This window comes from Mesorhizobium sp. M0761 (genome assembly GCF_040320205.1).
GTDB lineage: Bacteria > Pseudomonadota > Alphaproteobacteria > Rhizobiales > Rhizobiaceae > Mesorhizobium.
On the sequence record NZ_JAMYPF010000022.1, the window covers coordinates 41,309 to 63,946 of the forward strand.

General features: G+C 63.1%; 23 protein-coding genes. 14 read left to right on the forward strand and 9 right to left on the reverse strand.

Annotated features, from left to right (window positions below):
- The first annotated feature begins 46 nt into the window (after positions 1-46).
- Complete coding sequence (locus tag NKI32_RS27045; protein WP_023683852.1) at positions 47-253, forward strand: tautomerase family protein; 207 nt, start codon at positions 47-49, stop codon at positions 251-253.
- A gap of 83 nt (positions 254-336) precedes the next feature.
- On the opposite strand, the gene NKI32_RS27050 is transcribed toward NKI32_RS27045, so the two are convergent.
- From NKI32_RS27050 to NKI32_RS27085, 8 genes are all read right to left on the reverse strand, one after another.
- Positions 337-885 (reverse strand): NADPH-dependent FMN reductase, encoded by a 549-nt coding sequence (locus tag NKI32_RS27050; RefSeq protein WP_023687681.1) that lies wholly within the window; start codon positions 883-885, stop codon positions 337-339.
- A gap of 59 nt (positions 886-944) precedes the next feature.
- The gene (locus NKI32_RS27055) at positions 945-1,565 is read right to left on the reverse strand and encodes a pyridoxamine 5'-phosphate oxidase family protein (protein ID WP_023671741.1); all 621 of its coding nucleotides are present in this window, start codon (positions 1,563-1,565) and stop codon (positions 945-947) included.
- A gap of 67 nt (positions 1,566-1,632) precedes the next feature.
- Positions 1,633-2,304, reverse strand: coding sequence for a septation protein A (locus NKI32_RS27060; RefSeq protein ID WP_023715760.1), 672 nt, complete (start codon positions 2,302-2,304; stop codon positions 1,633-1,635).
- Between the two features lie 61 nt (positions 2,305-2,365).
- Entirely contained in the window at positions 2,366-4,357 is a 1,992-nt protein-coding gene (gene ftsY, locus NKI32_RS27065) for a signal recognition particle-docking protein FtsY (RefSeq protein ID WP_023671743.1), read from the reverse strand.
- A gap of 12 nt (positions 4,358-4,369) precedes the next feature.
- A complete protein-coding gene (mtaB, locus tag NKI32_RS27070) occupies positions 4,370-5,689 on the reverse strand; it encodes a tRNA (N(6)-L-threonylcarbamoyladenosine(37)-C(2))-methylthiotransferase MtaB (RefSeq protein ID WP_023671744.1) in 1,320 nt (439 codons plus the stop codon).
- Entirely contained in the window at positions 5,689-6,573 is an 885-nt protein-coding gene (dapF, locus tag NKI32_RS27075) for a diaminopimelate epimerase (RefSeq protein ID WP_023671745.1), read from the reverse strand. The genes mtaB and dapF overlap by 1 nt, the downstream gene beginning before the upstream one ends.
- A gap of 73 nt (positions 6,574-6,646) precedes the next feature.
- Positions 6,647-6,808, reverse strand: a complete 162-nt coding sequence (locus NKI32_RS27080) for a DUF1328 family protein (protein WP_023683859.1) — start codon at positions 6,806-6,808, stop codon at positions 6,647-6,649.
- A gap of 98 nt (positions 6,809-6,906) precedes the next feature.
- Positions 6,907-7,530, reverse strand: coding sequence for a hypothetical protein (locus NKI32_RS27085; protein ID WP_245263098.1), 624 nt, complete (start codon positions 7,528-7,530; stop codon positions 6,907-6,909).
- 373 nt (positions 7,531-7,903) lie between these two features.
- On the opposite strand from NKI32_RS27085, the gene NKI32_RS27090 reads away from it, so the two are divergent.
- Together NKI32_RS27090 and zapE are read left to right on the forward strand one after the other, a co-directional pair.
- Positions 7,904-8,443, forward strand: coding sequence for a protease inhibitor Inh/omp19 family protein (locus NKI32_RS27090; RefSeq protein WP_023687689.1), 540 nt, complete (start codon positions 7,904-7,906; stop codon positions 8,441-8,443).
- A gap of 30 nt (positions 8,444-8,473) precedes the next feature.
- Positions 8,474-9,658, forward strand: coding sequence for a cell division protein ZapE (zapE, locus tag NKI32_RS27095; RefSeq protein ID WP_027050498.1), 1,185 nt, complete (start codon positions 8,474-8,476; stop codon positions 9,656-9,658).
- A gap of 209 nt (positions 9,659-9,867) precedes the next feature.
- Here the strand turns inward: zapE and NKI32_RS27100 are convergent, their stop codons facing one another.
- A complete protein-coding gene (locus NKI32_RS27100) occupies positions 9,868-10,296 on the reverse strand; it encodes a GNAT family N-acetyltransferase (protein ID WP_023687691.1) in 429 nt (142 codons plus the stop codon).
- Positions 10,297-10,529: 233 nt separating this feature from the next.
- Between NKI32_RS27100 and mdh the strand changes: the two genes are divergently transcribed.
- The 11 genes from mdh (at position 10,530) to lpdA (ending at position 22,411) form a co-directional block, all read left to right on the forward strand.
- On the forward strand, positions 10,530-11,498 hold the full coding sequence (gene mdh / locus NKI32_RS27105) for a malate dehydrogenase (RefSeq protein ID WP_353004477.1): 969 nt from the start codon (positions 10,530-10,532) through the stop codon (positions 11,496-11,498).
- A gap of 32 nt (positions 11,499-11,530) precedes the next feature.
- Entirely contained in the window at positions 11,531-12,724 is a 1,194-nt protein-coding gene (gene sucC / locus NKI32_RS27110; RefSeq protein WP_353004480.1) for an ADP-forming succinate--CoA ligase subunit beta, read from the forward strand.
- Between the two features lie 6 nt (positions 12,725-12,730).
- Positions 12,731-13,102, forward strand: a complete 372-nt coding sequence (locus tag NKI32_RS27115) for a cupin domain-containing protein (RefSeq protein WP_023702615.1) — start codon at positions 12,731-12,733, stop codon at positions 13,100-13,102.
- A 2-nt stretch (positions 13,103-13,104) separates the two neighbouring features.
- Complete coding sequence (locus NKI32_RS27120; protein ID WP_353004482.1) at positions 13,105-13,596, forward strand: DUF1579 family protein; 492 nt, start codon at positions 13,105-13,107, stop codon at positions 13,594-13,596.
- Positions 13,597-13,608: 12 nt separating this feature from the next.
- A complete protein-coding gene (gene sucD / locus NKI32_RS27125) occupies positions 13,609-14,511 on the forward strand; it encodes a succinate--CoA ligase subunit alpha (protein WP_023730253.1) in 903 nt (300 codons plus the stop codon).
- Positions 14,512-14,643: 132 nt separating this feature from the next.
- Positions 14,644-17,631, forward strand: coding sequence for a 2-oxoglutarate dehydrogenase E1 component (locus NKI32_RS27130; protein WP_023736764.1), 2,988 nt, complete (start codon positions 14,644-14,646; stop codon positions 17,629-17,631).
- Positions 17,632-17,679: 48 nt separating this feature from the next.
- Positions 17,680-18,972, forward strand: coding sequence for a 2-oxoglutarate dehydrogenase complex dihydrolipoyllysine-residue succinyltransferase (gene odhB / locus NKI32_RS27135; RefSeq protein ID WP_023745418.1), 1,293 nt, complete (start codon positions 17,680-17,682; stop codon positions 18,970-18,972).
- 16 nt (positions 18,973-18,988) lie between these two features.
- Positions 18,989-19,726: a DUF4241 domain-containing protein gene (locus tag NKI32_RS27140; protein ID WP_031195599.1), complete on the forward strand. Its 738-nt coding sequence runs from the start codon at positions 18,989-18,991 to the stop codon at positions 19,724-19,726.
- On the forward strand, positions 19,723-20,229 hold the full coding sequence (locus NKI32_RS27145; protein ID WP_352512800.1) for a hypothetical protein: 507 nt from the start codon (positions 19,723-19,725) through the stop codon (positions 20,227-20,229). The genes NKI32_RS27140 and NKI32_RS27145 overlap by 4 nt, the downstream gene beginning before the upstream one ends.
- Positions 20,226-20,981, forward strand: coding sequence for a glucose 1-dehydrogenase (locus NKI32_RS27150; RefSeq protein WP_353004486.1), 756 nt, complete (start codon positions 20,226-20,228; stop codon positions 20,979-20,981). Before NKI32_RS27145 ends, NKI32_RS27150 begins: the two co-directional genes overlap by 4 nt.
- A gap of 23 nt (positions 20,982-21,004) precedes the next feature.
- On the forward strand, positions 21,005-22,411 hold the full coding sequence (gene lpdA, locus NKI32_RS27155) for a dihydrolipoyl dehydrogenase (protein WP_353004488.1): 1,407 nt from the start codon (positions 21,005-21,007) through the stop codon (positions 22,409-22,411).
- Positions 22,412-22,638: the final 227 nt, after the last annotated feature.

Sequence of the window (22,638 nt, forward strand, 5' to 3'; positions counted from 1 at the left end):
GGAGCCGCGGCGCGGCGGTATCAGACACAATTCAAGGGAGGACATCATGCCATTCGTCAACATCCGCATCGTCAAGGAAGTGATCGCCGCTGATCCCGCTGGCAAGAAGGCCGACATTGCCAAAAAGGTCACGGCGGCCATCATGGACGCCACCGGGCTTAGCAATGACGACGTCTGGGTGGTGTTCGAAGAGGTCAACGCGCGCGACTGGTATGTCGGTGTGACCGATGTCGAGACGTTGCGGAAGGGGTAGCACTGCGGCACGTTGGGGTGCGCCGCACCCTTTCGTTCGTCATCCTAGGGTCTGCGCCGCGTCGCTTCGCTCCTTGCTCCGCCCTAGGATGACGAGGCAACGTTTGCGCGTATAAAACTCGCGAAAACCTGCACCGCTTCGCGCATGGCCCGCAGGTTCTCGTCCTCTCCTAGGATCGCTTCTATCTCCGGCGGTTTCTTGCCGAGCAAGGCAATCTCCAGAACCGCATTCTCACAAAGCGCGAACGACATGGTGCGCATGATCTCGGCCAGCGCGGCGCGGGCGTAGAGCGAGCGCGCGGAGGCGTGGGCCAGCATGGCGGGCTTGGCGACTGCGGCGTCGCGCGAGACCAGCCAGTCGAGCGCGTTTTTCATGCCGCCGGGCACGCCATGGGCATATTCGGGGCAGGAGAGGATGATGCCGTCGGCGCTGGTGACGGCCTCGATCAGCCGCATGGCCTCAGCCGGTGTGCGCTCGCCTTCGTCATCCGGGTTGAAGATCGGCAGCAGGCCGAGCCCGTCATAGACAGTTACGCGGCAATCCGAAGGCGCGTTCGCGGACAGCGCCGCCAGCAGCGCCGAATTGGTCGAGGCGGCGCGCAGGCTGCCGGAGATGGCGAGGAGTTCGATCAAGGGCAAACAGGGCTAGCGAAAACCGGCAAAGGACCGCAATGGCGAATCGTACCCGAAATCTACCACAGGGTCTTGCTGTAGGCTTCGTCCAGCGAGCGGTCGAAATCGTCGGCAGTTTCGGCATGCGCCATCTGATCGGACAGGATCTGACCGAGCGTCGGCAACGTCGCGCGGTCGTGCCAGCTGTCCGGCTTCCACAATTCGGAGCGCATGAAGGCCTTGGCGCAGTGCATGTAAGCGGCCTTGACGCTCACCACGACGACGCTTTGCGGTTGCTTGCCGTCGACGGTGAGGCGCTCGCGCAAACCGGCATCGACGGTTATGCGGGCGTCGCCATTGATGCGCAGCGTCTCGTTCATGCCGGGGATGAGAAAAAGCAGCCCGACCGAAGGGTTGAGCAGGATGTTTTCCAGCGTGTCCAGCCGGTTGTTGCCGGGCCGGTCGGGAATGGCGATGGTCCTGTCGTCGAGGACAAGGGCAAAGCCCGGTCTGTCGCCTTTCGGCGTCACGTCGGCATTGCCGGCGCCGTCGGAAGAACCGATCAGCACGAAAGGGCTCTTGCCGATGAAGGAGCGGCAGTGGCCGTCAAGCGCCTTGAGCTCCTTGCGCATCGATGCGTCGGTCGGCCGCGGCGTTTTGTAGATCGCCCTCAGTTCATCGCGCGTGGTAACGAATTCCATGGCCGTCTCCGTTTATTCGGACGCAATTCCGGACGGAAAACCGCTTCACACTTTTCCTGGAATTGCTCTACTTGCCGGCTTCTTCCACCTTCTCGGTCTTATCCTCGATCGAATGGTGCAGGATCAGCGGCATCTGGCTGAAGGTGAACAACAGGGTGATCGGCATGATGCCCCAGACCTTGAAGGTAACCCAGAAGTCGGTGGAAAAATTCCGCCACACCACTTCATTGGCAAGAGCCAGGAACAGGAAGAACAGGCCCCAGCGGAAAGTCAGCTTGCGCCAGCCTTCGGCATCGAGGCGAAAGGCCGAATCGAAGACATAGCCGAGCAGCGATCGGCCGAAATACAGACCGCCGAGCAGCACGCCGCCGAACAGGGTGTTGACGATGGTCGGCTTCATCTTGATGAACACGTCGTCCTGCAGATAGAGCGTCAGCGCGCCGAAGATGAAGACGACGACGCCCGAGACCATCGGCATGATCGGCAAGGTGCGCAGCAGCAGCCAGGAGGCGATCAGCGCGATCGCCGTCGCCGCCATGAACAGGCCGGTGGCGACGAAGATCGGCCCGCCGAATTCGGCCAGGACAGGAAATTTCTGCACCAGCCAGGCGCCGCGTGCATTGGCGAAGAAGAACACCATCAGCGGCCCGAGTTCCAGCACCAGCTTGAGCAGCGGATTGACGCTTTCTTTCTTCTTTCGCGGGTCGGACGGGTCGCGTTCGAGGATGGGAGGGTTCATGACTTCCTTCTGACGCATGATCTTGTCCAAAAAAGCCTGCAGCTCTTCGGGATCGTGCTTTTTACGCTACGCCCGCGATCGCCCTGGCGAATTCGCTGGCCGAGAATGGTTCGAGATCGTCGACCTGTTCGCCGACGCCGATGAAGTAGACCGGCAGTTTGTGCTTTGCCGCGATCGCGACCAGAATACCGCCGCGCGCCGTGCCGTCCAGCTTGGTCATCACCAGGCCGTTGACGCCGGCGACATTGCGGAAGATCTCGACCTGATTGAGCGCATTCTGGCCGGTGGTGGCGTCGACCGTCTGCAGCACGGTATGCGGCGCTTCCGGATCGAGCTTGCCCAGCACGCGCACGATCTTTTCCAGCTCCGCCATCAGTTCGGTCTTGTTTTGCAGCCGGCCGGCGGTGTCGATGATCAGCACGTCGGAGCCGGCCTCCTTGGCGCGTTCGAAAGCGTCGTAGGCGAGGCCGGCGGCATCCGCGCCTATCTTCGAGGCGATGACCGGCGACTTCGTCCTCTCGCCCCAGATCTTCAGCTGCTCGATGGCTGCAGCGCGAAACGTGTCGCCGGCGGCCAGCATCACCGACAGGCCACCATCGGTCAGTTTGGCGGCGAGCTTGCCGATGGTCGTGGTCTTGCCGGTGCCGTTGACGCCGACCACCAGAATGACATGGGGCTTGTGCGAGAGGTCGAGCTCCAGCGGCATGGCGACATGGGCCAGCACCTTCTCCACCTCGGCCGCCATGATGGTGCGGACATCCGCGTCGGAGACATCCTTGCCATAGCGGCTGGCGGCGAGCGCATCGGTGACGCGCAAGGCTGTTTCCATGCCGAGATCGGCGCGGATCAGCACGTCTTCGAGGTCCTGTAGCGTCTCTTCATCGAGCTTTCGCTTGGTGAAGACGCCGGCAATGTTGCCGGTGAGTTCTTTCGAGGAGCGGGCAAGCCCGTCGCGCATGCGCTGGAACCAGGAGCGTCGCGGCGCCGGTTCGGGCGCCTTTTGCGGCTCGGCTTTCTGCTCGACCTTTTTGGTGACGGTGACTTTGCCGACTGACGGTGTCGGCTGTGGTGTCGGCGGAAAACCCGGTTCAGGCATGGGCGCAACCCCTGCCGTGGCAGCCCGGACTTCGACCGGCGCGGGTGTGGCTTCGACCGGAGTGCGCTTTACCTCCCCCTCGATGGGGGAGGTCCCAAGCGAAGCTTGGGGGTGGGGGTGATTTGCGCTGGCGTCAGCGCTGTCACCCCACCGCGCCGCTTCGCGTCGACCCTCCCCATCGAGGGGAGGGTGGGTCGCCTCGTCCTTCTCCCCGTGGCTATACGGGGAGAAGGTGCCGGCAGGCGGATGAGGGGCGGCGCTGACCTCTGAGGTAGGCTGTGCGGGAGGCGCGGACGGTTGCGGCACTTCGATCGGGGCGGCCGGTTCTGCGGGAGTCTCGGCAGGCGTCGGCACTTCGACGGGAGCGGGCTCCAGCTGCGGTTCCGGACGCGATGGTTCGATCTCCGGCTCGGCCGGCGCCGGCGGCACTTCTTGGGGCTGCGGCTCGGGAGCCGGCTCCGGAACGGCTGGCGGCGCAGGAACTTCTTCCGGTGCAGGCGGCTCGGGTATCTCCGGCTCAGGCTGCGGTTCTTCTACCGGCGCGGGCTCCGGCAACGGTTCCGGCTCGGATGGGACGACCGGTTCCGGCGCGGGCGGGATGGTCGGCGTGGGTTCGGGCTTCGGTTCTTCTGGCGCCGACTGCGGCGCAGGCTTTACCTCCCCCTCGATGGGGGAGGCCCCAAGCGAAGCTTGGGGGTGGGGGTGAGTGGCGTCGGCGTCGGCGCTCTCACCCCTCCCCGCCACTTCGTGGCGACCCTCCCCATCGAGGGGAGGGTGGGGCGTCGGCGGCTCGGGCTCCTCGCGCTTCAAGAACTCCGGAACGACCTGCTCGGCCGCCGGCTTCAGCGCCTCAAGCGCATCCCATTTGATCGGCGGCAGGGGAGCGGTTTCGTCGATGCGCTCCTCGACGACTTCCTTCTTGCCGAACGAAAATATGTTCTTGAAAAAACCGGCCATGCTTCAATCGTCTCAGGCGGCGCGGGCAGTGAGCGGGGCCGCTATCAGGCGCACGCCGTCATGGCCGGTGATGTCTGCCTCGACGATCTCGCCCGGCGCGCCTGTGCCGAGCCCGGCAAGCGTGAACCCTTCGGTGCGGCCGACGCCGTCGCGCTCGATAAGGATCGTTTGGCGCGTTCCGGGAAGCGACGACAGATGGCGGCGATACGCAGCCTCACCAGCGGCGCGCAGCTGGGCCGCGCGCTGCTTGACCAATTCGCGGCGGACCTGCGGCATGCGCGCGGCGGGCGTGCCTTCGCGCGGCGAAAACGGGAAGACATGCAGGTGCGTCAGCCCACATTCCTCGACGATCTTTATCGAATTCTGAAACATTTCTTCGGTCTCGGTCGGGAAGCCGGCGATGATGTCGGCGCCGAAGACGATTTCGGGGCGCAGCTTGCGCACATCCTCGCAGAAGCGGATCGACTGGTCGCGCAAATGCCTGCGCTTCATGCGCTTCAGGATCATGTCGTCACCCGATTGCAGCGACAGATGCAGATGCGGCATCAGCCTGGGTTCGGTGGCGATGGCGTCGAGCAGATCATCGTCGGCTTCGATCGAATCGATGGAGGACAGCCGCAGCCGCTTCACATCAGGCACCTGCTTCAGGATGGTCTTCACCAGCTTTCCCAGCTTCGGCGCGCCCGGCAGGTCGGCGCCGAAAGAGGTCATGTCGACGCCGGTCAGCACGATCTCGGCATAGCCGTTGCCGGCCAGACGCTTGACCTGCTCGACCACGGCGCCCATCGGAACCGAGCGTGAATTGCCGCGGCCATAGGGGATGATGCAGAAGGTGCAGCGATGGTCGCAGCCGTTCTGCACCTGGACGAAAGCACGTGCCCGGCCCTCAATGGCGTCGACCATGTGGCCGGCGGTCTCGCGCACCGAGAAAATGTCGTTGACGCGCGCCTTCTCGCTGTCGTTGACGCCGAAATCCGGCAGCGCGCGGTAGGAGTTGGCCTTCAGCTTCTCCTCATTGCCAAGCACGAGGTCGACCTCGTCCATGGCGGCAAAATTCTGCGGTTCGGTTTGCGCGGCGCAGCCGGTGACGATGATGCGCGCCGCCGGATTTTCGCGGCGGGCCTTTCTGATCGACTGCCTGGCCTGGCGCACCGCTTCCGAAGTGACGGCGCAGGTGTTGAAGATGATCGCGCCGCCTTTGAGCGCGCCGAGACCTGCGCTTTCGGCCTCGCGGCGCATCACCTCGGATTCATAGGTGTTGAGACGGCAGCCGAAGGTGACGACGTCTATGCCTTGGGAGTTGGGGCCTTTGGTATCGGCAAGTGCAGACATCAGGCAGCGCTTTCGGTGTCGCGGGCCCAGGTGCCGGTCGACGGATCGAAATTGCCGGAAAACTCCCATTCAGCGGCACCGGTCAGGATGACGTGGTCGTCGTCGCGCCATTCCACATGCAGCGAGCCGCCGCCGGGCGTCATCAGCGTAACGCTGCGGCCGGTGCGCCGGGTGCGGGCAGCGGCGACGACGGAAGCGCAAGCGGCCGAGCCGCAAGCCTTGGTCAGGCCGGCGCCGCGCTCCCAGGTGCGGATGATCATCGTCTCCGGCGACGTTACCTGGGCGATGGTGATGTTGGCGCGCTCGGGGAAGATCGGATGGTTTTCGAGCAGCGGGCCGAAACGCTCGAGTTCGTAGGACCAGACATCGTTTTCGACCCAGAAGATGGCGTGCGGGTTGCCCATCGAGAGAGCCGAAGGCGAATGGAGCACCGGCGCGTCGATGGGGCCGATCTGCAACTCGATCATGCGGGTGTCGCGGAATTCCTCGGCCAGCGGAATGTCCTGCCAGCCAAAGCGCGGAGTGCCCATGTCGACCGAGATGGTGCCGTCGGCATGTTCGACGGCGTTGAGGATGCCGGCGCGGGTCTCGAAGGTGAAAGTCTTCTGGCCGGTTTCGGCGGCCAGCGCCTGGACGACACAGCGCATGCCGTTGCCGCAGGCCTGCGCGCCCGAGCCGTCGGAATTCAAAATGTCGATGTAAAACGCGGTGCCCGGCGTGCGCGAATCGTGGATCGCCATGATCTGGTCGAACCTAGTCGCCGCATCGGCGTTCAGCGCGACAGCCGACGCCGCCGTGACCCTATCGGCACGGCCACGCATGTCGGCGACGATGATTTCGTTGCCGATGCCGTTCATCTTGGCGAAGGGGGCAGTGCCTGCCATGATCTGAGGTAATTCCTGTACGTTTCGCCGCTATATGGCGGAAACGGGCGGGAATTACCAGTGTGGGCTGCGTTTAGGTTACCGCGAAAACGCCGAGCACGATCAGCAGGAAGATGACGAGAACGATGCCGATCAGCACGCGCGCGCCGGTGGCGGCGGCACCGGCCAGCGCCGGCATGCCGAGCAGGCTGGCGGCGGCAGCAACGATGAGAAGAATGATGATCCATTTGATCATGGACAATGCCTCGCAAATTGACTGGCCTGCAGCCGGCTTAAGAACGCATCTGCGGCGCTCTGGTTCCGTTGCCGCGAGGCTCTTTCCGACTGGGCGCGCTATTCGGCAATCTCGAAGTCGGTCGTGAAAGGCGCCGTCTTTTGCGAGTTCTCGTCGTGCATGAGGAAATCCGCGCGGTATTTGCCGGGGGGAACGCCATCCAGGGAGACGTTTAATTTGAAGAACATCTCTCGGTTATGCGAGCGCGAGGCGAGCTGGACCCGGCCAAGCTTTTCGACGGTTCCCAGCTTCTCGCCCGACTGGGAAAGCACGGTAAGGTCAACGTAAAGCGCGATCTGGTTGTTGCCGAGCCCATCCGAGCCGTAGCCGTAACCGACCGGCTCCATATAAAGCACAATCTCTTCGCCCGGCTTGTAGACATGGTTCGGGCGCTCGGCGTAGGCCCCGAACCCGCTGGCCGACATGATGTGCTTCACATTTTGCACGCCAAGCGGCATCGCTTGCCACAGAGCGTCCTCGGCGCTGCGGAATTTGTCCAGCGCGCCGGCACCATCACCCGCCTGCAGTGCCTTTTCGGCTTCAGCGGCGCGATCGGTGATTTCACCCGCGAAAGCGGCCGGCGTCGAAATTACCAGCGCGATCAAAACTGCCAAGATTGATTTCATCTGTTCCCCCTGTTGCGATAGACCATCGGCTAAAACGGCAGTGCCGTAAACGGCCAAATGCAGACTTCAGCCGCGCTCGATCTCGGGAACGTCCCAAAGCTCGCCCGGACGGAAGGCGCGAAACCGCTCACCCAGGCCTTGCGCCTCAAGCGCTTCAGTCAGTTTTGCGCCGGCATTTGCGCTCGACCGCCGATGCGCCGACCTGCCGCGGGCTCCGGTGCCGCTTTCGCAACCAATGTACCGGTTGGAACCGCGCTAGAGCGAAGACATGCCTTTTGTCCGCCAGCCATTTTGCGACAAATTTACAACAATTCGTGGTGCAAACCCTATTTTAACCATATCGGGTTGAAATTTCGCCACCTTCTCCATCTTGGTGAGGGGTGAGATTGTGCGGACGGCTTCCCCCCAGCCGGATCCGACGGAGGTTGGAATGATTTTTTCGAGAAGCGGGCTGATGGCCGTATCGCTGGCAGCGCTCGTTGCGAGCGGCTGTTCGACCTCGCGTTTTTCATCGATGGATGACCAGCAGCCCGCCCCGCTGCAGCCCGCGCCCGCCGGCACGGTGAGCGGAAGCCAACTGCCGCCCCCGGCAGCGCCGGGCACCACCGACCCATCGCAATTCCCGACCGCGCCGGCAGGCGCGCAGGTCGCCTCGCTGCCGCCGGACGGATCGGCGCCGGCCGGAGCCTCCGACCTTACCGCTGCGAGCGTTGCCGGCGTTTGGAACGCCAGCGTGTCCGGACAGAGCTGCAAGGTGGCGACGCCGCAGACCAAATTCGGCGCCGGCTTCCGCGCCGGGCCGCTGCATTGCCCGCCGCCCATCGACGGCATCAAATCGTGGAACGTCGCCGGCAAGCAGCTGACGCTCTATGACGAGAATGGCGGCACGCTGGCGCGGCTCTATTCCTCGGGCGGTTCGAAATTCGACGGCCAGACTACCAACGGCTTGCCGATATCGCTTACAAGATAGGCTGCCTATCCCTAGACAGCGACGTGACCGATGCATCTGCGTGACGGCCTCCAGACCCATGCGACCGTCAGGCAGCGCTACAACCATCTGGTCGCAACCGGCGCCATCGAGCGCGATGCGGCGCAGGAGCGCATTGCCGCCGCGCTCGACCGGCTGACCGACGAGATCTCGGTCAAGCGGCTGGCGCACAAGTCGAGCGCGCTCGGCTGGCTGTTTGCCCGCAAGCGCGAGACGCGCGAGGTCGTCAAGGGCCTCTACATTCATGGCGGCGTCGGTCGCGGCAAGACCATGCTGATGGATATGTTCTTCGAGTTGTTGCCGGTCAGGCGCAAGCGCCGCGTTCATTTCAACGACTTCATGGCCGATGTGCAGGACCGCATCCAGAAGCACCGGCAGGCGCGCAAGAACGGCGACGTCAAGGAGGACGACCCGATCCCGCCGGTCGCGCTTCAGCTTGCCGAACAGGCCTGGGTGCTGTGCTTCGATGAGTTTTCGGTCACCGACATTGCCGATGCGATGGTCCTGTCGCGGCTGTTTTCGGCGCTGTTCGCCAATGGCGTGGTTCTGGTCGCCACCTCGAATGTCGCGCCGCAGGACCTTTATCGCGACGGGCTGAACCGCCAGCTTTTCCTGCCCTTCATCAGCATTCTCGAGCGCCACGCCCATGTGCTGACGCTTGATGCCGACAAGGACTACAGGCTGGAAAAGCTCGCCCGCACGCCGGTTTATGTCACCCCGGCGGATGCCGAAGCCGACCGTGTGCTCGACGAGGCCTGGCAGGCGATGACGCGTGGAGCGCTGACGGCCGAGACCTCGCTGACGCTCAAGGGGCGGCAAGTGAGGATACCGGCTGCCGCCGGGGATGCAGCGCGGTTTTCCTTCGCCGACCTCTGCGAAAAGCCGCTCGGCGCACGCGATTTCCTGGCCATTGCCGGCCGCTTCTCGACCGTCTTCATCGATCACGTGCCGGTGCTGGGCGAAGGCAAGCGCAACGAGGCCAAGCGCTTCATCCTGTTGATCGACACGCTCTACGATCATCACACGCGGCTGGTGGTGAGCGCTGAGGCTCCCCCGCCTGAGCTTTACACGGCCAGGCGCGGCGTCGAGGTGTTCGAATTCGAACGCACCGCCTCGCGGCTGATCGAGATGCAAAGCCGCGACTGGCTGGAGGACTGGGCGGAACGGCAGAAGGACAACGCGGAAGCGCAGGTCTGAGGGTTCCAAGAGGTCATTATGTAGTGATCCTTCGCGCCCCCCTCTGTCCTGCCGGACATCTCCCCCACACGGGGGGAGATTGGCGGTTTCGGCGCTCCGCTCATTCATGCGGCCATTGGAGATTGGCGAAAGGTCGCGTGACGTCCGATCTCCCCCCTCGTGGGGGAGATGCCTGGCAAGGCAGAGGGGGGGCGCTGTCCCGCCGACGCCTAAAGCTCGTACACATACATCACAAACGACTCCGCCGGCCCATGCACCTCCTTGCGCGATTCATAAAGCGCGCGCGCTGGCACATTGTCCGGTTCGGTGCCGACCCAGGCTTCGCCGCATCCCTGCTCGCGGCCGAGCGCGAACATGGCGTCGAGCATCTTTCGCGCGATGCCATGGCGCTGGTAGGCGGGTGAGACGCCGACCTCGTCGATGTAGAGTTCGCTGACCTTGTCCAGGTGGCGGTGGATGACGGCAGCACATTGGCCGACGACGACGCCATCGGCCAGTGCCACAATCATCATATGACCTGAGGAGGCGAGGTAGGCGGACAGTCTGTCGGCCCGTACCGGTTCATCGAACACGTCTTCGGCGATGCGCTTCACAAGGGCGTCATCGCCTGGATATAGTCTTCTGATTTCCACGTTCATTGTGTAAAATCTCTCAAGTCGGCTTACAAATTTTGACGTTTACGTAAATCCCAATGTTTCTAACCGATTGAAATTATTCACTCGAAAATAATCGATTGAATATATTTTCCACCAGGGCTACTGGATGCGGCGAAATCCGCTGACACCACAGCATTCCGGCCTCTTCCTCGACGCCGTCAACCAGATCGCCAGAGATTTGGGCGTCGTCACAGACAAAGGGAAAATTTCCTCACATGGCACGCAACAAGATAGCGCTCATCGGCTCCGGCATGATCGGCGGCACGCTCGCTCACATGATCGGCCTCAAGGACCTCGGCGACGTGGTGCTGTTCGATATTGCCGAAGGCATCCCGCAAGGCAAGGGGCTCGATATCGCGCAGTCTTCGCCGGTCGATGGTTTTGACTCCCGGCTGACCGGGGTCAATGATTATGCCGGGATCGAGGGCGCCGATGTCTGCATCGTCACTGCCGGCGTGCCGCGCAAGCCGGGTATGAGCCGCGACGATCTGCTCGGCATCAACCTCAAGGTCATGGAACAGGTCGGCGCCGGGCTGAAGAAATACGCGCCCAAGGCCTTCGTCATCTGCATCACCAACCCGCTCGACGCCATGGTCTGGGCGCTGCAGAAGTTTTCGGGCCTGCCCAAGACCCATGTCGTCGGCATGGCCGGCGTGCTCGACAGCGCGCGCTTCCGCTATTTCCTCGCCGAGGAGTTCAAGGTCTCGGTCGAGGACGTCACCGCCTTCGTGCTCGGTGGCCACGGCGATTCCATGGTGCCGATGATCCGCTATTCCACGGTGTCGGGCATTCCGCTGCCGGACCTCATCAAGATGGGCTGGACCTCGAAGGAAAAGCTCGACCAGATCGTCCAGCGCACCCGTGACGGCGGCGCCGAGATCGTTGGCCTCTTGAAGACCGGCTCGGCCTTCTACGCGCCGGCGGCTTCCGCAATTTCGATGGCCGAATCCTATCTCAAGGACAAGAAGCGCGTGCTGCCTTGTGCTGCGCATCTCTCGGGCCAGTATGGCGTCAAGGGCGCCTATGTCGGCGTTCCCGTTGTCATCGGCGCCGGCGGCGTCGAGCGCATCATCGAGATCGACCTCAACAAGGCCGAGCAGAAGATGTTCGACGCTTCGGTGGCGACAGTGCAGGGCCTGACCGAGGCTTGCGTCAAGATCGCCCCGCACCTCGCCTCGAAGTAATCCCCCAAAGCAGCCGATCCGGAGACATCCAGATGAACATCCATGAATATCAAGGCAAGGCGCTGCTGAAGTCGTTTGGTGCGCCGGTGGCCGAAGGCGTGCCGGTGTTCAAGGCAAGCGAGGCGGAAGCCGCGGCACAAGCGCTGCCCGGCCCGCTCTATGTGGTGAAGAGCCAGATCCACGCCGGTGGCCGCGGCAAGGGGAAGTTCAAGGAACTGTCGCCCGACGCAAAGGGCGGCGTGCGGCTGGCTAAGTCGGTTGCCGAAGTCGTTGCCAACGCCAATGAGATGCTCGGCCACACGCTGGTGACCAAGCAGACCGGCCCCGCCGGCAAGCAGGTCAACCGTCTTTATATCGAGGACGGCGCCGACATCGAGCGCGAGCTTTATCTGTCGATCCTGGTCGACCGCTCGGTCGGCCGCATCGCTTTCGTCGTCTCGACCGAGGGCGGCATGGACATTGAAGGCGTCGCCCACGACACACCGGAAAAGATCATCACCCGCGCCATCGATCCGCTGGCCGGCGTGACGACCATCGACGTCGACATATTGGTGGAAGCGCTGGGCCTCACCGGCGATGCCGCCAAGGATGCCGGCACGCTGTTCCCGATCCTCTACAAGGCCTTTGTCGAGAAGGACATGAGCCTGCTCGAGGTCAACCCGCTGATCGTGATGAAAAACGGCCGCCTGCGCGTGCTGGACGCCAAGGTGTCGTTCGACAACAACGCGCTGTTTCGCCACCCCGAACTGATGGAACTGCGCGACACCACCGAAGAGGACGAGAAGGAGATCGAGGCGTCGAAATACGACCTCGCCTATGTCGCGCTCGACGGCAATATCGGCTGCATGGTCAATGGCGCCGGCCTCGCCATGGCGACGATGGACATCATCAAGCTCTATGGCGCGGAACCCGCCAACTTCCTCGATGTCGGCGGCGGTGCGTCCAAGGAAAAAGTGACGGCAGCGTTCAAGATCATCACCAGGGACCCGGCGGTCAAAGGCATTTTGATCAACATCTTCGGCGGCATCATGAAGTGCGACATCATTGCCGAGGGCGTCATTGCCGCGGTCAAGGAAGTCGGCCTGGAAGTGCCGCTGGTGGTGCGCCTCGAAGGCACAAACGCCGAACTCGGCAAGAAGATCATCAACGACAGCGGCCTCAACGTCGTGTCGGCCGACGATCTCGACGACGCAGCCAAGAAGATCGTGGCGGCGGTGAAGGGCTGAAGGCGAATGCCTCCGCGCAAGATAAACCTCGTCGAGGCGGCGGACGCGAAGATCACCAAGGTCTTCGATCCGCATATCGCCGGCGACGTCAATGACAGCCAGGCCAAGGTTGCCAAGTTCGGCGAGACCTTCGACTGGCATGCGCATGAGCATGAGGACGAAGCCTTCCTCGTCCTGCGGGGCAGGATTGCCATCGATTTCCGCGACGGGCCGGTCGAGCTCGGCGAGGGTGATTTCATCATCGTGCCGCGCGGCGTCGAGCACCGGCCGCGCTCGCTGACCGCCGAGCCGGTGGTGCTGATGTTCGAGCCGGCAACGACGCTCAACACCGGCAACGCCAAGAGCGACCTCACCGTCTGCGACCTGAAGCGGCTCTGACCATGAACGCGTTCTCCTCGCTCTCGGCCGATCACCAGCGCCTGCAGGCACTGGTCGGCGCGTGGCGCGGCGAGGAAGAGGTGGCGGAAACGCAGTGGGCCGATGGCGGACCGGCGACGTCGGACGTGCTGGCGGAGGCACAGTTCGGCGGCCTGTTCGTGGTCCAGCGCTACCGCCAGCGCCGCGACGGCACGATCTCGTTCGGCTCGCACAATTTGTTCGGCTTCGACCAGCAAAACAACGTCGTCACCATGTACCAGTTCGATTCGATGGGCTTTGTGCCGATGTCACCGGCTACAGGCGCATGGAACGGCGATGAGTTGGTTCTGGAGCGGTCATCGCCGCGCGGCTCAGCGCGCGTGACGTATATTTTCGACAATGTCGATGCCTACCGGATGCGACTGCATTTCAAACCTGCCGGCAGCGACAGCTGGCAAGACATGGTGAGCGGCGTCTACCGGCGCGTCTCGCCTTCCTCGATCAACGGCTTTTAGAAAAGGGCTCCGATGTCCATTCTCATCGACAAGAACACCAAGGTGCTGGTTCAGGGCCTGACCGGCAAGACCGGCACGTTCCACACCGAGCAGGCGCTGGCCTATCACGGCACCAAGATGGTCGGCGGCATCCATCCCAAGAAGGGTGGCGAGACCTGGACCGGCGCCAAGGGCGAAAACCTGCCGATCTTCGCTTCCGTTGCCGAGGGCAAGGAAAAGACCGGCGCCAATGCCTCGGTGGTCTATGTGCCGCCGGCGGGCGCCGCCGAAGCCATCCTCGAAGCCATCGAAGCCGAGATCCCGCTGATCGTCTGCATCACCGAAGGCATTCCGGTGATGGACATGGTCAGGGTCAAGGCGCGGCTCGACCGCTCGACCTCGCGGCTGATCGGCCCGAACTGCCCCGGCGTGCTCACCCCCGACGAATGCAAGATCGGTATCATGCCCGGCAACATCTTCCGCAAGGGCTCGGTCGGCGTTGTTTCGCGCTCGGGAACGCTTACCTATGAGGCAGTGTTCCAGACCACCAATGTCGGCCTCGGCCAGACCACCGCCGTCGGTATCGGCGGCGACCCCGTCAAAGGCACCGAGTTCATCGACATGCTCGAAATGTTCCTCGCCGACGACGAGACCAAGTCGATCATCATGATCGGCGAGATCGGCGGTTCGGCCGAGGAAGACGCCGCGCAGTTCCTCAAGGACGAGGCCAAGCGCGGCCGCAGGAAACCGATGGCCGGCTTCATCGCCGGGCGCACCGCGCCGGCCGGTCGCACCATGGGCCATGCGGGCGCGGTCATCTCCGGCGGCAAGGGCGGCGCGGAAGACAAGATCGCGGCGATGGAATCGGCCGGCATCAAGGTATCGCCATCGCCGGCGCGTCTGGGCACGACCCTGGTCGAGGCGATCAAAGGCTAAGTGAGTAGCGAGTAGTGAATAGCGAATAGGGAAAAGAGAGTAACGGCGCGACCCGGAAAAAATCCCTACTCGCTATTCGCTACTCACTATTCGCTTTTGAAAAGGAGACGGAGCCAGGCTCCGCAGACAAAAATGGCAAGACAAGATCAGGCCAACGACCAATTTTCGCTCACCTCTTTCCTGTATGGCGGCAATGCCGACTATATCGACGCGTTGTATGCCTCCTATGAGGATGATCCAGAGTCAGTAAACCCCGAATGGCAGGATTTCTTCGCCGGGCTGAAGGACGACGCCGGCGATGTGCGCAAGAACGCCAAGGGCGCTTCCTGGGCAAAGCCGTCCTGGCCGCTGCAGGCCAATGGCGAACTGGTGTCGGCGCTGGACGGCAATTGGGGCATCGTCGAGAAGCATCTGGAAAAGAAGGTCAAGGACAAGGCGGTCACCAATGGCGTCGTGCTATCGGATGCCGACGTGCATCAGGCGACGCGCGATTCGGTGCGCGCCATCATGATGATCCGCGCCTTCCGCATGCGCGGCCATCTGCACGCCAATCTCGACCCGCTCGGCATCGCCAAGCCGCTTGAGGACTATAACGAGCTGTCGCCGGAAAATTACGGTTTTACCGCAGCCGACTACGACCGGCCGATCTTCCTCGACAATGTGCTCGGCCTCGAATTCGGCACCATCCGGCAGATGCTGGAGATCCTGACCCGCACCTATTGCTCGACGCTAGGTGTCGAGTTCATGCACATTTCCGATCCCGAGGAGAAGGCCTGGATCCAGGCGCGCATCGAGGGTGCCGACAAGGAGATTTCCTTCACCGCTACGGGAAAAAAAGCGATCCTGCAGAAGCTGGTCGAGGCCGAAGGCTTCGAGCAGTTCATCGATGTCAAGTACAAGGGTACCAAGCGCTTCGGCCTCGATGGTAGCGAAGGCCTGATCCCGGCGCTGGAGCAGATCATCAAGCGCGGCGGCCAGCTCGGCATGAAGGAGATCGTGCTCGGCATGGCGCATCGCGGCCGGCTGAACGTGCTGTCCCAGGTGATGGCCAAGCCGCACCGCGCCATCTTCCACGAGTTCAAGGGCGGCTCGGCCGCTCCTGACGAGGTCGAGGGCTCGGGCGACGTCAAGTACCATCTCGGCGCCTCGTCGGACCGCGAATTCGACGGCAACAAGGTGCATCTGTCGCTGACCGCCAATCCCTCGCATCTGGAAATCGTCGATCCGGTTGTGATGGGCAAGGCGCGCGCCAAGCAGGACTATCTGTTCGGCCGCAGCCGCGAGGAGATCGTGCCGCTGGAAGAGCGCGCCAAGGTGCTGCCGCTGCTTCTGCATGGCGATGCCGCCTTTGCCGGCCAAGGTGTGATTGCCGAAATCCTCGGCCTGTCGGGGTTGCGCGGCCACCGCGTCGCCGGCACGCTGCATTTCATCATCAACAACCAGATCGGCTTCACCACCAATCCGCGCTTCTCGCGCTCGTCGCCCTATCCGTCCGACGTCGCCAAGATGATCGAGGCGCCGATCTTCCACGTCAATGGCGACGACCCGGAAGCGGTGGTGCATGCCACCAAGGTGGCGATCGAATTTCGCATGAAGTTCCACAAGCCGGTGGTGGTGGACATGTTCTGCTATCGCCGCTTCGGCCACAATGAGGGCGACGAGCCAGCCTTCACCCAGCCGATCATGTACGCCAACATCCGCAACCACAAGACGACGGTGCAGATCTATGGCGAGCGGCTGATCGCAGAGGGCCACATCAGCCAGGCCGAACTCGACAAGATGAAGGCCGACTGGCGCGCCCATCTGGAATCCGAATGGGAAGTCGGCCAGCACTACAAGCCTAACAAGGCCGACTGGCTGGACGGTGCCTGGTCCGGCCTGCGCACCGCCGACAACCAGGACGAACAGCGCCGCGGGAAAACCGCGGTGCCGGTCAAGGTGCTGAAGGACATCGGCAAGAAACTGACCGAGGTGCCGAAGGGTTTCGAGGCGCACAAGACCATCATCCGCTTCCTCGAAAACCGCCGCCAGGCGATCGACTCCGGCGAAGGCATCGACTGGTCGACGGCCGAGGCGCTGGCCTTCGGCGCCATCCTGCTCGACGGCAATCCGATCCGGCTCTCCGGCCAGGATTCCGAACGCGGCACCTTCTCGCAGCGCCATTCCGTGCTCTACGACCAGCGGGACGAGACCCGCTACATCCCGCTCAACAATCTGTCGGCGGCGCAGGCCGGCTACGAAGTCATCAACTCGATGCTGTCGGAAGAGGCGGTGCTTGGCTTCGAATATGGCTACAGCCTGGCCGAGCCGAAGGCGCTGACGCTCTGGGAAGCGCAGTTCGGCGATTTCGCCAACGGCGCCCAGGTGGTGTTCGACCAGTTCATCTCGTCGGGCGAGCGCAAGTGGCTCAGAATGTCAGGCCTGGTCTGCCTGCTGCCGCATGGCTATGAAGGCCAGGGTCCAGAGCATTCTTCGGCCCGGCTCGAGCGCTTTCTGCAGCTTTGCGCCGAAGACAATATGCAAGTCGCCAACTGCACCACGCCGGCGAACTACTTCCACATATTGCGCCGGCAGTTGAAGCGCGACTTCCGCAAGCCGCTGATCCTGATGACGCCGAAGTCGCTGCTGCGCCACAAGCGGGCGGTATCGACGCTGCCGGAGATTTCGGGCGAAAGCTCATTCCACCGGCTTTTGTGGGACGATGCCCAGCTGCTGCAGAACCAGGCGATCAAGCTCACCAAGGATTCCAAGATCCGCCGCGTCGTGCTGTGCTCGGGCAAGGTCTATTATGACCTCTACGAGGAGCGCGAGAAGCGCGGCATCAACGACATCTACCTGCTGCGCGTCGAACAGCTCTATCCCTTCCCGGCCAAGGCCCTGATCACCGAGCTGTCGCGTTTCCGCAATGCGGAGATGGTGTGGTGCCAGGAAGAGCCCAAGAATATGGGCGCCTGGTCGTTCATCGATCCGTATCTGGAATGGGTGCTGGCTCATATCGACGCCAAGCATCAGCGGGTGCGCTACACCGGCAGGCCGGCGGCGGCGTCGCCGGCGACCGGGCTGATGTCGAAGCATCTGGCACAGCTCGCCGCCCTGCTCGAAGACGCGCTCGGCGAATAGAACAAACCCGGCGAATAGAACAGACAGAGAAGAAACGGAACAGGCACAATGGCTACCGAAATCCGCGTTCCCACTCTCGGCGAATCCGTCACCGAGGCGACCATCGGCAAGTGGTTCAAGAAGGTCGGCGATGCCATTGCCGTCGACGAGCCGCTGGTCGAGCTCGAAACCGACAAGGTGACGGTGGAGGTGCCTGCCGCCGCCGCCGGCACGCTGGGCGAGATCACCGCCAAGGAAGGCGAGACCGTTGGCGTCGGCGCGCTGCTCGGTTCGATCTCGGCTGGAGGCGCTGCCGCCGCCCCGGCGTCCAAGCAGGAGACCAAGCCGCAAGCTGTGTCGCAGGCGTCGAGCCCCGACGCGGCACATACGACCAAGCAGGCCGCGGCCGAGACCGCCAAGATTGCCGGCGATGCCGGGCCGGTCGAGCCGCGCACCATGCCGCCGGCGCCAGCTGCCGCAAAGCTGATCGCCGAGAACAATCTGTCGGTCGACCAGGTTTCTGGCTCGGGCAAGCGCGGCCAGGTGCTGAAGGGCGATGTGCTCGACGCGATTTCCAAGGGCGCGCCGTCGCAGCCGGCCGAAATTCCGAAGGCCGCCCCGGCTCCGGTGGCGGTCAGGGCGCCGTCTTCCGGCGACGATGCTTCGCGCGAAGAACGCGTGCGCATGACCAAGCTGCGCCAGACCATTGCGCGCCGGCTGAAGGAAGCGCAGTCGACCGCAGCGATGCTGACCACCTTCAACGAGGTCGACATGTCGGCGGTCATGGCGCTGCGGACCAAATACAAGGACATCTTCGAGAAGAAGCACGGCGTGAAGCTCGGCTTCATGGGCTTCTTCACCAAGGCCGTCACCCACGCCTTGAAGGAGATCCCCTCGGTCAATGCCGAGATCGACGGCACCGACATCATCTTCAAGAACTATGCCCATATCGGCGTCGCCGTCGGCACCGAAAAGGGCCTCGTCGTGCCGGTGGTGCGCGACGCCGACCAGATGTCGATTGCCGAAATCGAGAAGGATATCGGCCGGCTGGGCATCGCCGCACGCGACGGCAAGCTGTCGGTCGCCGACATGCAAGGCGGCACGTTCACGATTTCCAACGGCGGCGTCTACGGTTCGCTGATGTCGACGCCGATCCTCAATGCGCCGCAGTCCGGGATTTTGGGCATGCACAAGATCCAGGACCGGCCGGTCGTGGTCGGCGGCCAGATCGTGATCCGGCCGATGATGTACTTGGCGCTGAGCTACGATCACCGTATCGTCGACGGCAAGGAAGCCGTGACCTTCCTGGTCCGCGTCAAGGATAGCCTGGAGGATCCCGAACGGCTGGTGCTTGATTTGTGATCGGAGCTGATCCGTCATGAGCGGCTGGCTGGCGCGGTTTGGGTTCAAGCTGGGTCGAGTAGCGGGTAGCGTATTGAGGCGTTCCCGGCCGGCGGCTTCCGCCGCCATCTCTCCGCCGGCGACATCGACTGAATGGGATTCGGCGCCGGCGAGCAGCAATCTCGGTGTCTTCGCTCTCAGCGAAGCCGAAATGGCGGAGCGGAAGATCATCGTCACCGCGATCGGTGAGCTTGAGCTACCGACCGGCGAAATCATCGCTTGCGATCCACTGATTACCGGGCTGGAACGGCCTGTGTTTAGCCGTAAGGTCAGGCCGGGATGCTATCCAGTCACGTTGCTTGAGGCGCAAGGCCGTGTTGCTGCAGCGGTATTGCGGTTTGGCACTGGCTTGCCGGTGCGGTGGGAGTTGGCTGCCTTCGTCCGCGACGTCGGCACATCGTCCTGGAAGTCTGGATTTATTGTCGATGATAATGTTGCTTCGTTCATGGACAAGTCGGTTCTGACGCTGATGTCCGACCAGGAGGAACTCGACAGCTATCTTGCTGACGTTGCATGCTCGTTCGACAAGTTCCGCATGGATAATCCGGTTGATGGAAATCCGCTTAATATAGCCATGTTCGACACTGGCTTCGGTGATGGGAACTATTATTCCTTCTGGGGACTGGATGCGGCCGGCGAGCCGCTGGTCTTGATGACCGATTTCGAGGTGCTCGAAAACGCCGACGGCCGCGAGAGCAGCCAGAGCAATTCATGACAAACATCGCTTCGCCAATGATCGGATTTATGGCCGGGCTGGCTGTTCTCGCAGCGGGTTACGAGGCGCATGCCGCCTGCCCGCTGGCGCTTGCTGTCTATGGCGATGCCGAAAGCGAGGCCGGCATTGATTTCCGGCCGACGACGGATGCGGTCACCGTCACCAACTCGTTCAAGATGGTGCTCGACAAGGGCATCGTTCTCGACGGCATCGTCATGTGGACATCGGGCGTTTCGCGGCCGCACGGATCGCTGATGTACAAATGCCCGACCGGTGACGTCACCGGTGACGAGCTTGCCGGCTGCACGGTGTGGCAGGGTGTCGTCTACAGCGCCGACGACAAGGGCAACATTGCGCTGCTGGCAGCCGAAAGCACGGACGCGCCGCAGAGCCTGATCTTCCCCGATCTCGGCCCGTCGCTGCAGATGTCGTCGGCCTTCGGTCCGAAAGGCTTCTCGAAACTGCCGTGGGATGTGTTTCTGCTGAAGGGCTGCCAGGAATGAGTGCATCGCAAAAAGTGCTTCTGGTCACCGGCGGCAGCCGCGGCATTGGTGCGGCCACTTGCCGGCTTACGGCGAAGGCCGGCTACCGCGTCGCGGTCAACTATGCCGCAAACGAGGCCGCGGCCCAGGCGCTGGTCGCCGAGATCGAGGCCGGTGGCGGTGAAGCGATAGCGGTCAAGGGCGATGTCGGCGTCGAGGCTGACATCGTCGCCATGTTCGAAGCCGTCGATAGCGCCTATGGCCGGCTCGACGCCCTGGTCAACAATGCCGGAATCGTCGACGTCAAGGCGCGCGTCGATGAGATGAGCCTGGCGCGGCTGGAGCGCATGATGCGCATCAACGTCATCGGCTCGTTCCTGTGCGCGCGCGAAGCGGTCAAACGCATGTCGAGCAAGCATGGCGGCCAGGGCGGCGCCATCGTCAACATCTCGTCGGCGGCGTCGCTACACGGCTCGCCCGGCGAATATGTCGACTATGCAGCGTCCAAGGCGGCGATCGACACTTTTACGCTCGGCCTGGCGCGCGAAGTCGCGACCGAAGGCGTGCGCGTCAACGCGATACGGCCGGGCATCATCGACACCGAGATCCACGCCTCGGGCGGCCAGCCGGACCGGGTCGAGCGGTTCCGCGACATGCTGCCGATGAAACGCGCCGGCACGGCCGATGAAGTCGCGCATGCGGTTCTCTATCTTTTGTCGGATGAGGCGTCCTACACGACCGGCGCAATCCTGAATGTAAGCGGCGGCCGCTGAGCCCCAAGCTAAGGGAAACGAACATGGCTTATGATGTCGTTATCATCGGGTCGGGACCGGGCGGCTATGTCTGCGCCATCAAGGCGGCACAGCTCGGGCTCAAGGTCGCGGTGGTCGAGAAGAACGCCACTTTCGGCGGCACTTGCCTGAACATCGGCTGCATTCCATCCAAGGCGCTGCTTTACGCATCGGAAATGTTTGCCGAGGCCGGCCATTCCTTCGATGCGCTGGGTGTCGAGATACCGGCGCCGAAACTCAATCTGAAGAAGATGATGGCGCACAAGGACGCGACCGTTTCGGCCAACGTCAATGGCGTCGCCTTCCTGTTCAAGAAAAACAAGATCGATAGTTTCCGTGGCACCGGGAAGGTGGTTGCGGCCGGCAAGGTGTCGGTGACGGCCGAGGACGGCAAGGTCGAGGAGATCGAGACGAAAAATATCGTTATTGCCACGGGCTCCGATGTCGCCGGCATTCCCGGCGTCAAGGTCGACATAGACGAGAAGGTGATCGTGTCGTCGACCGGCGCGCTGTCGCTGGAGAAGGTGCCGGGACATCTGGTGGTTGTCGGCGGTGGGGTCATCGGTCTGGAGCTCGGCTCGGTATGGGCACGGCTCGGCGCCAAGGTCACCGTGGTCGAATTCCTCGACGCCATCCTGGGCGGCATGGACGGCGAGGTCTCCAAGCAGTTCCAGCGCCTGCTTTCCAAGCAGGGTTTCGAGTTCAAGCTCGGCGCCAAGGTGACAGGGGTGACCAAGGCCAAAAAGGGCGCCGCCGTTACGTTCGAGCCGGTCAAGGGTGGTGCGGCCGAGACCATCGAGGCCGACGCGGTGCTGATCTCGACCGGACGCCGGGCCTATTCCGACAGCCTCGGGTTGAAAGAAGCCGGCGTCGAGGTCGACGAGCGCGGCCGGGTCAAGACCGACGGGCATCTCAGGACCAACGTGGCCGGCATCTACGCCATTGGCGACGTCATCGCCGGTCCGATGCTGGCGCACAAGGCCGAGGATGAAGGCGTGGCGGTGGCCGAGACCATTGCCGGCCAGGCCGGCCATGTGAATTACGACGTCATTCCGAGCGTCGTCTACACCAGCCCGGAAATCGCTTCGGTCGGCAAGACAGAGGAAGAGCTGAGGAAGGCCAGCATCGACTACAAAACCGGCAAATTCCCGTTCACCGCCAACGGCCGCGCGCGCGCCATGCTCCACACGGACGGCTTCGTGAAGATCCTCGCCGACAAAGCCAGCGACCGCGTGCTCGGCGTCCACATTGTCGGCTTCGGCGCCGGCGAGATGATTCATGAGGCGGCGGTGCTGATGGAATTCGGCGGCTCATCCGAAGACCTCGCCCGCACCTGCCACGCGCATCCGACAATGTCGGAAGCGGTGAAGGAAGCAGCGCTGGCGACGTTCTTCAAGCCGATCCATATTTAAGGAAACGCTGGAGGGACAGCACCCCCCTCTGGCCTGCCGGCCATCTCCCCCTCAAGGGGGGAGATTGGACTTCACCGCCGCGTCGCGAGCTTTCAAGTTTCTCACGTTTCTAACCTGGCGCTGTTCGTGAACTGCCGATCTCCCCTCTCGAGGGGGAGATGTCCGGCAGGACAGAGGGGGCGGTGAAGAATCGCGACGCTCGCCGATAGGTGCCCCACACAAAACGG

What these genes read in the sequence shown, in the direction of transcription:
- NKI32_RS27045 (WP_023683852.1), top strand. Translation starts at nt 47, where the DNA reads ATGCCATTCGTCAACATCCGCATCGTCAAGGAAGTGATCGCCGCTGAT.
- NKI32_RS27055 (WP_023671741.1), bottom strand. Translation starts at nt 1,565, where the DNA reads ATGGAATTCGTTACCACGCGCGATGAACTGAGGGCGATCTACAAAACG.
- NKI32_RS27060 (WP_023715760.1), bottom strand. Translation starts at nt 2,304, where the DNA reads ATGAACCCTCCCATCCTCGAACGCGACCCGTCCGACCCGCGAAAGAAG.
- ftsY (WP_023671743.1), bottom strand. Translation starts at nt 4,357, where the DNA reads ATGGCCGGTTTTTTCAAGAACATATTTTCGTTCGGCAAGAAGGAAGTC.
- mtaB (WP_023671744.1), bottom strand. Translation starts at nt 5,689, where the DNA reads ATGTCTGCACTTGCCGATACCAAAGGCCCCAACTCCCAAGGCATAGAC.
- dapF (WP_023671745.1), bottom strand. Translation starts at nt 6,573, where the DNA reads ATGGCAGGCACTGCCCCCTTCGCCAAGATGAACGGCATCGGCAACGAA.
- NKI32_RS27080 (WP_023683859.1), bottom strand. Translation starts at nt 6,808, where the DNA reads ATGATCAAATGGATCATCATTCTTCTCATCGTTGCTGCCGCCGCCAGC.
- NKI32_RS27090 (WP_023687689.1), top strand. Translation starts at nt 7,904, where the DNA reads ATGATTTTTTCGAGAAGCGGGCTGATGGCCGTATCGCTGGCAGCGCTC.
- zapE (WP_027050498.1), top strand. Translation starts at nt 8,474, where the DNA reads ATGCATCTGCGTGACGGCCTCCAGACCCATGCGACCGTCAGGCAGCGC.
- NKI32_RS27100 (WP_023687691.1), bottom strand. Translation starts at nt 10,296, where the DNA reads ATGAACGTGGAAATCAGAAGACTATATCCAGGCGATGACGCCCTTGTG.
- mdh (WP_353004477.1), top strand. Translation starts at nt 10,530, where the DNA reads ATGGCACGCAACAAGATAGCGCTCATCGGCTCCGGCATGATCGGCGGC.
- sucC (WP_353004480.1), top strand. Translation starts at nt 11,531, where the DNA reads ATGAACATCCATGAATATCAAGGCAAGGCGCTGCTGAAGTCGTTTGGT.
- NKI32_RS27115 (WP_023702615.1), top strand. Translation starts at nt 12,731, where the DNA reads ATGCCTCCGCGCAAGATAAACCTCGTCGAGGCGGCGGACGCGAAGATC.
- NKI32_RS27120 (WP_353004482.1), top strand. Translation starts at nt 13,105, where the DNA reads ATGAACGCGTTCTCCTCGCTCTCGGCCGATCACCAGCGCCTGCAGGCA.
- sucD (WP_023730253.1), top strand. Translation starts at nt 13,609, where the DNA reads ATGTCCATTCTCATCGACAAGAACACCAAGGTGCTGGTTCAGGGCCTG.
- NKI32_RS27130 (WP_023736764.1), top strand. Translation starts at nt 14,644, where the DNA reads ATGGCAAGACAAGATCAGGCCAACGACCAATTTTCGCTCACCTCTTTC.
- odhB (WP_023745418.1), top strand. Translation starts at nt 17,680, where the DNA reads ATGGCTACCGAAATCCGCGTTCCCACTCTCGGCGAATCCGTCACCGAG.
- NKI32_RS27140 (WP_031195599.1), top strand. Translation starts at nt 18,989, where the DNA reads ATGAGCGGCTGGCTGGCGCGGTTTGGGTTCAAGCTGGGTCGAGTAGCG.
- NKI32_RS27145 (WP_352512800.1), top strand. Translation starts at nt 19,723, where the DNA reads ATGACAAACATCGCTTCGCCAATGATCGGATTTATGGCCGGGCTGGCT.
- NKI32_RS27150 (WP_353004486.1), top strand. Translation starts at nt 20,226, where the DNA reads ATGAGTGCATCGCAAAAAGTGCTTCTGGTCACCGGCGGCAGCCGCGGC.
- lpdA (WP_353004488.1), top strand. Translation starts at nt 21,005, where the DNA reads ATGGCTTATGATGTCGTTATCATCGGGTCGGGACCGGGCGGCTATGTC.